We start from the raw sequence: 8,215 nt of genomic DNA on the forward strand, positions 1-8,215 counted from the left end.
GCGACGGCCCGATCGAGATGTTCGCCCGCTTCGTCATTCCCCCGCATCTCCTGCTCGCCGCGGTTCCCGCCTGAGCCCGCCAAAATCGGAAGGATGTCACCGTGGAAATCACCATCAAGAAGCTGCGTCACTGCGCCTCGCTGTCGCAGGAAACACATGCCTTTACCGCGATCATCTGCGTCGACGGCGTAGCGGCGTTCGAAGCCAGCAATGCGGGCTGCGGGGGCCCCGACCAGTACCACGAAATGCGTGGCTACTCAGGGCCGAGCACCGCCGAAATCGATGCGTGGCTCGCGGCGAATACGGCCCCTTCAAAAGGGGAAGGATTTGAGCTGCAAAACTGCCTCGAATTCGTCGTCTGTGACCTGATCAATGCCGAGCTGGCGCGCAAGCGGCTCGACCGCCTGCTCAAGGCCAAGGTGATCGTACTCGACACGGACGAGGGCGCGCCGGTGCTGTTCGCCTACAAGCTCAAACCCACTGCTGAAGCGCTGGCCACGATCCGAGGCAGGATCGCCAGCGGCCAGATGCGCGGCGAGCTGGTGAACGGCGCAGAAGAGCCCGTCATGGCTCGCGCCCTGGCGCTGGTATGATCCGGCTCGCTCGCGTCGGTACGGCCCCTTCGGGCCTCCCCTAGCTACGCATTGCCGCGACAAGGCGTGAACCGGGGCATCGAGCCCCGGCCCACGCCATGGGCGCGTGTGGGGATCTCTTTCTCAAAGATGTCCCAGTGTGTTGGGCGCGGCGGCGAGCCTCAAGGACGGCGGGGCCCCACCATTTTCCCTGCGGGAAAATCGTTGCCCCCACCGCCGCTTACGCGGTCGCTGCGCGATCCTTGACCCTCGCCGCCGCACCCAACGCGAGGGACCGTCTTTTCGACGATCTAGGAGGATCATCATGGAGGTTCTGTTGTTTCGTGCTCTGAAGAGCGCTAATATCGATGACGATACGGCCGCTAAGGTCGTGGAAGCGCTCGAGGAGCACATCGATATGGTAGTCGGTCAAGCAAACAAGGCGCTCGAAGCGAAGCTCGACGGCATGAAGTCCAACATGGACAGCATGAAGATGAGCATCGAGGCGGTCAACAAGGGCGTCGATGTGGTCGGCAAGGGCGTCGACCAGATGCGGGTTTGGATGATTATCATCACGAGCATCATCGCGATTATCGCGGTGCTAGGCGGTGCTGCGACTGCGATAGCGCCGTACATGAAGTAAGCTTCGGAGGGGCGCTCGCTCCTCCTTTTTCAGGGCCGCGAGGGCAACCTCGTGGCCCTTTTTCATGCCTGCTGCCTTGCCGCCCGCCCCCGGCTCGCTCGGCCTCTGGCATCGGCCCTGGCGGGCCTCGCGAGGCACTACGCATCGCCGGCGGCATCGAGACGATCAGAGACGGCCAGGGGCGCAAGAGAGGAGAGGGAAAGAGAGGTGCGGTTCAACCTAAGGAGGTGGCGATGTCCATCAGGTTCCGCGTCGACGACGGCTTCAATCCCCTTACCATCACGCCCGCGATCATCAGCCCCGACCAGCTGGTCGAACTCTGCCGCCTGCTTCGCCGGGAAACCCAGCGTCTCGGCATCGACCTGATCATCCCGGAGAAGGCGACGATCGTCGAACGCAGCTTTTCTTTCAGCGCTCGCGTCTGCCCTCTCTCGCTCGCCTCGGTATCTGCGTGCTTCGACCACTATCCCGGGGTCATCGAGGTGCTTGAGGAAGCCCAGTTTCGGGGCCGCCGCATCCGGGTCTGGCGCTCCGACGATCGAGACATATGGCTCGGCCTATCGTCCGATTCCGACGCTGCGCCCGCACTGGAAGTGCCTGACGAGCGCGGCTCTGCAATCCTCGAAATGTTGGGGCTCGACGGCTCGGAAACCATGGGTGCAATCCCATTGGATGAGCTGCGCCGTCGCCTGTCTGATCCGATCATTCACCGGCGAATTTCGGATGAGCCGGAGCTGGTAACCTACCTGCCCCAGCTCAACGAGATGGCGCGAGTGAAGACGCTCGAAGGTGCCCCGCATCTCGCTTGGGCTTGATTGACCGACCTCGCCCTGGAAGATCGCATGGGAAGCGCTGGCCTGGCGGCCACGCTTCCCATTTTTTTGCCTGATACCCTCGAACCGGCGGAGCCACGTCCCTGCCCTGCTCGCTCGGCCTCCCGCATCGCGCTTATGGCGCTCGCCGTCGCCTCACATCGCCGGACAGGCAAACGGCCGCACGCGGGTTCCTGTCGCGTGCGGCCGCCGCATCGCTTGGACCCCGAGGGGACTAGGCTGAAGCCTCCAGCTTCTTCTCCACGGCGTCCAAGCCCAGCTTCTTCACCGCCTTCATCAGGCCTTCCAAACGGTCGATCGGCATCCGGAGCAATCCGGCCTTCTCGACCGCTGCGATCGCCGCCTCCCGCTGCTTTGCCTGAAGCGCCTTTCGGCGCTCAGCCAGCTTGCGTTCGTCGGCCTCGATCGCGGCCTGTTCAGCATCCAGTGATTTCGCCATTTCCATGCCTTTTCGGTCAGGCTGATCGGGCTCTGAACAGGCCCATCTTACCGCTTCCCCGATCGGCAGAAAAGACCCCCTACCCCCCTACAGGATCGCCACCCATGACCACCAATCTGCGACCCGAAAAGCCCGCGCGCGAAGCGCTTTTGAATTACCGGTTTCGCCGTTCGGCGAGCCGGTGCCCCGCGGAATCCGCGATCCAATCCCATCGATCTGAATCGATCAGCAGCAGGATCAACTCCACCCACGATATGGGACTCTAGAGAGCACACCGTACGCACCAAGGTGCCGGTTTTATTGTTCCTGTTCAATGCCTTAGCGCAGGATTTCGATGCAACCCGCTGCAACCCACCGCGCAACCCATTGCAACCCAGCGGGAAATTATCGGTAAATCAAATACTTCGCTGAAATACAATGCAACCCAGCAACCCATTGCAACCCAGCAATATGCTTGCAGCCCAGCGCGTGAAAGCGTAGAAGGACATCGCTTTGCGTAACCCACTAGCCTCCATCGCCAATGGAGGTGGGCTTGAAAAACTCTACCCAGACATCGCTGCGGTTCGACCCGGAGCTATACGCCCGTGTAGAGCGGTTTGCCGCGTCTCAGCAGCGCACGATTGCGGATGTAGTGCGCTCGGCTTGCGAGCAATACCTTCTCGGTCAGAAGCTTCTTCACGACAGCGACATCAGGCTTCGGCGTGTCTGCGAGTACGGGCAGCTCGCACTTGATGCGATTATCCAGGAGAACCACCCGGAGTTTCGCGAGGGTATTCTCCTTGAGTTGAACAGCCGGATGGAGCGCTTCCATGGCGCGCGCTGACATCCGGAGTGACGGCCGTCCCGTCACCGTCCAGCACCACTCCGCACGCGGCGATGTAAAGCGCAATTCAGGCAACTTCACCCGCGGCAGTCAGCTCCTCAGCCACGAAGTTTTGATGTGGCTGTCGGGCGCGAAAATGCCTGTCCTGATGTGGCTGGTGATCTTCGCACTGGCGTACACGATCGTGCTGTCGATTACGCTGGATGAGAACAACGTCCAGCTCATCTGCATGCGGATCCTGTCGGCCCTCTGGGGCTGGGTTTCGCTCGACCCGATGAAGCAGGTGAACCTCCTCCTACCCGACGGCTCCGTACGCCAAACCTACATGGGCTACGTGCCCTATGTGCCGGAGGTCGCGCTGGCGTGGCACAAGGCTGTACGCGGCCTAATCGGCTGCCTCTTCATCGCCACCTTCATCACCGTGCCGGCGGCTGTCTGGTATGTCGATTTCTCGCGCCGACGCGGCAAGAACATCCTTGAGGAACGGCACGAGCGCGGCGCCATGCTGGTGACCCGCGACGTACTCTATGCCGAGATCGTCCAGCACAACCAGGTCGAGTTCGAGAAGGAGGCTACAAACCTCTTCCCCGGCCACACGCCGCAGCAGGTTCTTCGCATGCCGTTCGGGGCCAGGAAGGCCGCTGGTATCCACCACCCCTACACGCTTGCCGGCATCCCCTACCCGCACCGCCTAGAGCAATCCCACACCATGCTGATCGGCACCACCGGTGCGGGTAAGACGACGGCGCTCCGCAAGCTCATCAAGCAGATGCAGGAACGCCATGATAACGCCGTCGTCTTCGACCTGACCGGTGCCTATGTCGAGGCATTCTACGATCCCGAGCGCGACACAATTCTAAACCCGCTAGACGCTCGCTGCCCGTCGTGGACGATCTTCAACGACTGCCGCTCCTACTCCGAATTTACCGCTGCAGCCTCGGCCCTGATTCCCTCGGATGGCGGCTCGTCCGATCCTTTCTGGGCCATGGCTGCACGGACGCTTTTCGTCGAAATGTGCATGAAGCTCATCGAGAAGAAGCAGACCAGTAATCGGGCGCTCGCTGAGAACCTCATGACCGCAGATCTGAAGGCGGTTCACAAGCACCTGGCTAAGACGATCGCGGACCCGCTCACGGCCCCCGAGGCGGCTCGAATGGCGGAGTCCATTCGCGCCGTTTTCAACACGAACGCGCAGGTCCTCCGCTTCCTCCCTGACCAGGGCGAGCCCTTTTCGATCAAGGACTGGATCACCCGCGACAAGAAGCCGGGAGCCATCCTCTTTATCACCTCGAACTATACCGACCTGGAGATGAACCGCGCGCTCCTGACCTTGTGGAGCAACCTGGCGATCTACTCCCTGATGGAGATGCCGCGCACCCGCTCCCTGCGAACCTGGTTCATGTTCGACGAGCTGGGCGCCTTGCATCGGCTGCCGGCGATCGAAAGCGGCCTGCAGACCGCCCGTAACTTCGGCGGCGCGATGATCCTGGGGCTGCACTCATTCGACAAACTGGTGGCCGTCTACGGCGAGGAAAACGCACGCAACCTCTCATCGCTGGCGCGGACCAAGTTGATCCTCGCCGCGGCCGATCTTGAGACCGCCGAACAGTGCAGCCGCTACATCGGTAGCCGTGAGGTTCGGCAGATGGATGAGGCCTATAGCTACGGGTACAACAACACCCGGGACGCCTCCACGCTAACGCCTCGGAAACAAATCGAGCCGCTCGTCATTCCCGACGACATCACGAACCTTCCGTCGATGCACGGCTTCGTCAAATTCCCTGATGGCTTTCCCGCGGCCCGCATACAGCTCCAGTGGGAAGAATACCGCACGGTTGCACCCGGTTTCGTAAAGCGTCCGCCGGCTCCGCCGGCGGCAAGTGTTCGCGGAAAAAGTGGTGGAAGTGGCGACGGCGAAGAGGGCGGCGGCAGAGACGGATCGCCCGAGCTGGTGGAGGATATCGCCGGCCCTGCAAATGGGGCGGCAGCGCTCGCGGCGGGGATCCTCTCACAGCCGTCGGAAGCCACAGAAGAGGAGGTCCTGGCCAACCATGAAGCGCAGAACCGCGCCGACCCTTCTGCGCCCCGCTTGGAGTCCGCAGGCGGCAACAGCGATGAGCATCCCGAGGCGAGCCGCGCGAGCGAATCCGAGCGCCACTATTCCCCTCCGGGACACCACGACGATCTGGCCGCTCCCAAACCGCCGGAAATTGAGGATCAGACCACCAAGGAGCTGCATCAGGACTTCGGTCCCGGCGACGGGATGGGAATGTAAGCCATGCATTCGATCGCATCGATCGGCTCTGCAGGCGGCGCCGCCGGCTACTACGGCAAGGACGATTTCGCTTCGGCCGACTATTATGCCGGCGAGAATGCCGCCGACTATAGCGAGTGGGGTGGCGCCGCCGCCGCAGAGGCGGGCGTCTCTGGCGAGGTCACCAAGACGGATCTTGGCAAGATCCTCGGCGGCCAGCTCGCTTCGGGCGAGAAGGTCGCTGATTATCAGGGGCGCCGCCCAGGCTACGATCTGACCTTCTCAGCGCCGAAATCGGTATCGATCATGGCCCTGGTCGCCGGCGACAAGCGCATCCTCGGCGAGGACGGCGCGCATACGAAAGCGGTGCGTGCCACGATGGCGTGGATCGAGAAGAATCTCGCCGAAACGCGCAAGGACGTGGACGGCAAAAAGGTGCCGGTAAAGACCGGCAACCTGGTCTACGCGCTCGTCCAACACGACACCTCCCGCGCGCTCGATCCGCAGCTCCATATTCATGCCCTGGTCGCGAACCTGACCAAGGGGCCTGACGGCAAATGGCAGGCGCTCCATGCCGACAAGATCTGGGCGAGCAACACCGTCATTGGCTCGATCTACCACGCCTTCCTGCGCGCCGAGATGGAGAAGCTCGGCTACCAGATCGAGACCAAGGGCAAGCACGGCACCTTCGAGGTCGTCGGCGTGCCCAAGGATGTAATGGAGGTGAACAGCCAGCGCCGTGCAGAGATCCTGAAGGTCGCCGGCGAGCTGGGCATCAAGAGCACGCAGGGGATCCGTTCGGTCACTGCACGCACGCGCGACCCCAAGCTTTCGCTTGAGGACCGGGACAAGATGATCTCGGATTGGCGCGAGAAGGCGGCAAGTTTCGGCTTCGATGGCAAGGAGCTGATTGCAGCTGCGGTACGGGCCTCGGCCGCGCCGGAGAACGCAAGCACGCTGCAGCGGGGCTATGCGTTCATGGCCGAGGTCGTGCGCGGCGCGCGCGAGTTCGTCAGCAACCTAACCCGAACCCCGGACCCGCTGGTGGACAAGGGTGTCGCTCGCTTGGCCTCATCTCCGGAGGCAGCGCGCGCGCAGTTCGCCGTCGCCTCGGCGATCCGCATCCACGCGCAGCGCGAGGCGGCCTTCGACGTCAATCGGCTTTCCAAAACCGCGCTCGACCTCGGCCTGAAAGGCGTGACCATTCAGCACGTCACTGAGCGGATCGAGAAGCTGGTCGAGCAAGGGCGCATCATTCCCGGCGTCACTCGCGAAGGCGAGACCAGCTGGACGATGGTGACCACCCGCGAGGCGCTGCAAGCAGAGCAGCACATCCTCGACCGTATCGAGGCAACCAAGGGCCAGGCCACCCCGATCGTCAGCGCAGAGGCCGCGCCCGACCGCGTACAGGCCGCATCCAAGCACGAGCTCAACCCGGGCCAGCTTGCCGCCGCGACCCTGATTGTATCGAGCGCCGACAAGATTGTGGCGATCCAGGGCGTCGCCGGCTCAGGCAAGTCGACCATGCTGCAGGCGGTCGCCCAGACCTTCGAAGGCGCTGCCCGCGTTGCGGAGGCCGGCGGCAAGCGGCTGCATGGCCTGGCCTTCCAGAACAAGATGGTCGGCGACCTGAAGGAGGGGGCCGGTATCGAGGCGCAGACCATCGCCTCCTTCATCTGGCAGAACGAGCGGTTCCTCACCGACAAGACCAGCCCCGCCGCGGTCGAGAAGCGGGCGGAGATGAAGGATACCATCCTCGCGGTCGACGAAGCCTCGATGGTGTCGACCGACGACATGGTGAAGCTGATCAACATCGCCGAGGCAATCGGTGCCGATAAGCTCGTCCTGGTCGGTGACCGCAAGCAGCTGGGCTCGATCAACGCCGGGAAGGCATTCTCGCTGACCCAAGCCGGCGGGATCACCATCACTTGGATGAACGAGAACCTTCGGCAGAAGACCGATCAGCTGAAGACGGTCGCGGCGCTGGCCAACGTCGGCAAGGCGAGCGCAGCGCTGAGGGTGCTCGGCGACAAGGTGACCACGCATGAAAATCCCGCACTGCACGCGGCGGAGCGCTGGCTAGCCCTGGCCCCCGAGGACCGCGCCGTGACGGCCGTCTTCTCCTCGGGCCGAGAGTCTCGCGCCACGATCAACAACCGCATCCAGGAGGGTTTGGCCGCCGAGGGCACCCTCAAAGGTGAGGGCCTGACGCTCACCGTGCGCGAACGGGTGAACCTCGCCAGCGAGGAGCTGCGCTACGCGAAGAATTACGAGAAAGGGCAGATCCTCGACGTCACCGGCAAGATTCCGGAACTCGGCCTGCAGCGCGGCACCTTCACCGTTATGGGCGTCACCCCCCGCGGCAAGGTCGAGCTGGACCACAATGGCCGCCGGCTGAAGATCGACCCGCAGAAGCTGGACCCCACCATCAAGCGGGACCGCCTCGAACTCTCGGTGCCGAAGCAGATCCGGATCCATGAAGGCGACACGATCCGCTGGACCGAGAAGGACAAGGACCGGGACCTGCAGCGGTCCGCGCTGGCCCGCGTCATGTCGATCGACGGCAAGGGTGTCACGGTCGAGACGGCAAGCAAGCAGGTGCTGACGCTGCAGCACGGCGACGCGATGCTCTCTCGCCTCGATCTCGGCTA

7 protein-coding genes are annotated in these 8,215 nt (G+C 63.2%); 6 read left to right on the forward strand and 1 reads right to left on the reverse strand.

Annotated features, from left to right (window positions below; genetic code table 11):
- The first annotated feature begins 101 nt into the window (after positions 1 to 101).
- The 3 genes from CA234_RS23545 to CA234_RS23555 all read left to right on the forward strand — a co-directional run bounded on the left by CA234_RS23545 (position 102) and on the right by CA234_RS23555 (position 2,030).
- A complete protein-coding gene (locus CA234_RS23545) occupies positions 102 to 593 on the forward strand; it encodes a hypothetical protein (protein ID WP_126002894.1) in 492 nt (163 codons plus the stop codon).
- Positions 594 to 897: 304 nt separating this feature from the next.
- On the forward strand, positions 898 to 1,215 hold the full coding sequence (locus CA234_RS23550; RefSeq protein ID WP_126002895.1) for a hypothetical protein: 318 nt from the start codon (positions 898 to 900) through the stop codon (positions 1,213 to 1,215).
- 233 nt (positions 1,216 to 1,448) lie between these two features.
- Positions 1,449 to 2,030 carry a hypothetical protein gene (locus CA234_RS23555; protein WP_126002896.1) on the forward strand — a complete coding sequence of 194 codons (582 nt, stop codon included), beginning with the start codon at positions 1,449 to 1,451 and terminating at the stop codon, positions 2,028 to 2,030.
- A gap of 232 nt (positions 2,031 to 2,262) precedes the next feature.
- Here CA234_RS23555 and CA234_RS23560 read toward each other — a convergent pair whose 3' ends face one another.
- Positions 2,263 to 2,487, reverse strand: a complete 225-nt coding sequence (locus CA234_RS23560) for a hypothetical protein (protein ID WP_126002897.1) — start codon at positions 2,485 to 2,487, stop codon at positions 2,263 to 2,265.
- Between the two features lie 532 nt (positions 2,488 to 3,019).
- On the opposite strand from CA234_RS23560, the gene CA234_RS23565 reads away from it, so the two are divergent.
- The 3 genes from CA234_RS23565 to mobF form a co-directional block, all read left to right on the forward strand.
- The gene (locus CA234_RS23565) at positions 3,020 to 3,310 is read left to right on the forward strand and encodes a hypothetical protein (RefSeq protein WP_126002898.1); all 291 of its coding nucleotides are present in this window, start codon (positions 3,020 to 3,022) and stop codon (positions 3,308 to 3,310) included.
- Complete coding sequence (locus CA234_RS23570; protein WP_126002899.1) at positions 3,297 to 5,585, forward strand: type IV secretion system DNA-binding domain-containing protein; 2,289 nt, start codon at positions 3,297 to 3,299, stop codon at positions 5,583 to 5,585. The genes CA234_RS23565 and CA234_RS23570 overlap by 14 nt, the downstream gene beginning before the upstream one ends.
- A gap of 3 nt (positions 5,586 to 5,588) precedes the next feature.
- Positions 5,589 to 8,215: MobF family relaxase (gene mobF / locus CA234_RS23575; RefSeq protein WP_126002900.1), on the forward strand; the 2,627-nt coding region annotated here is incomplete at its 3' end.

This window comes from Sphingomonas sp. ABOLE (genome assembly GCF_003950455.1).
Taxonomy (GTDB): Bacteria; Pseudomonadota; Alphaproteobacteria; order Sphingomonadales; family Sphingomonadaceae; genus Sphingomonas; species Sphingomonas trueperi.

Excerpts from the sequence above, each read along its gene's own strand:
- CA234_RS23550 (WP_126002895.1), top strand. The coding sequence starts at position 898 with ATGGAGGTTCTGTTGTTTCGTGCTCTGAAGAGCGCTAATATCGATGAC.
- CA234_RS23555 (WP_126002896.1), top strand. The coding sequence starts at position 1,449 with ATGTCCATCAGGTTCCGCGTCGACGACGGCTTCAATCCCCTTACCATC.
- CA234_RS23560 (WP_126002897.1), bottom strand. The coding sequence starts at position 2,487 with ATGGCGAAATCACTGGATGCTGAACAGGCCGCGATCGAGGCCGACGAA.
- CA234_RS23570 (WP_126002899.1), top strand. The coding sequence starts at position 3,297 with ATGGCGCGCGCTGACATCCGGAGTGACGGCCGTCCCGTCACCGTCCAG.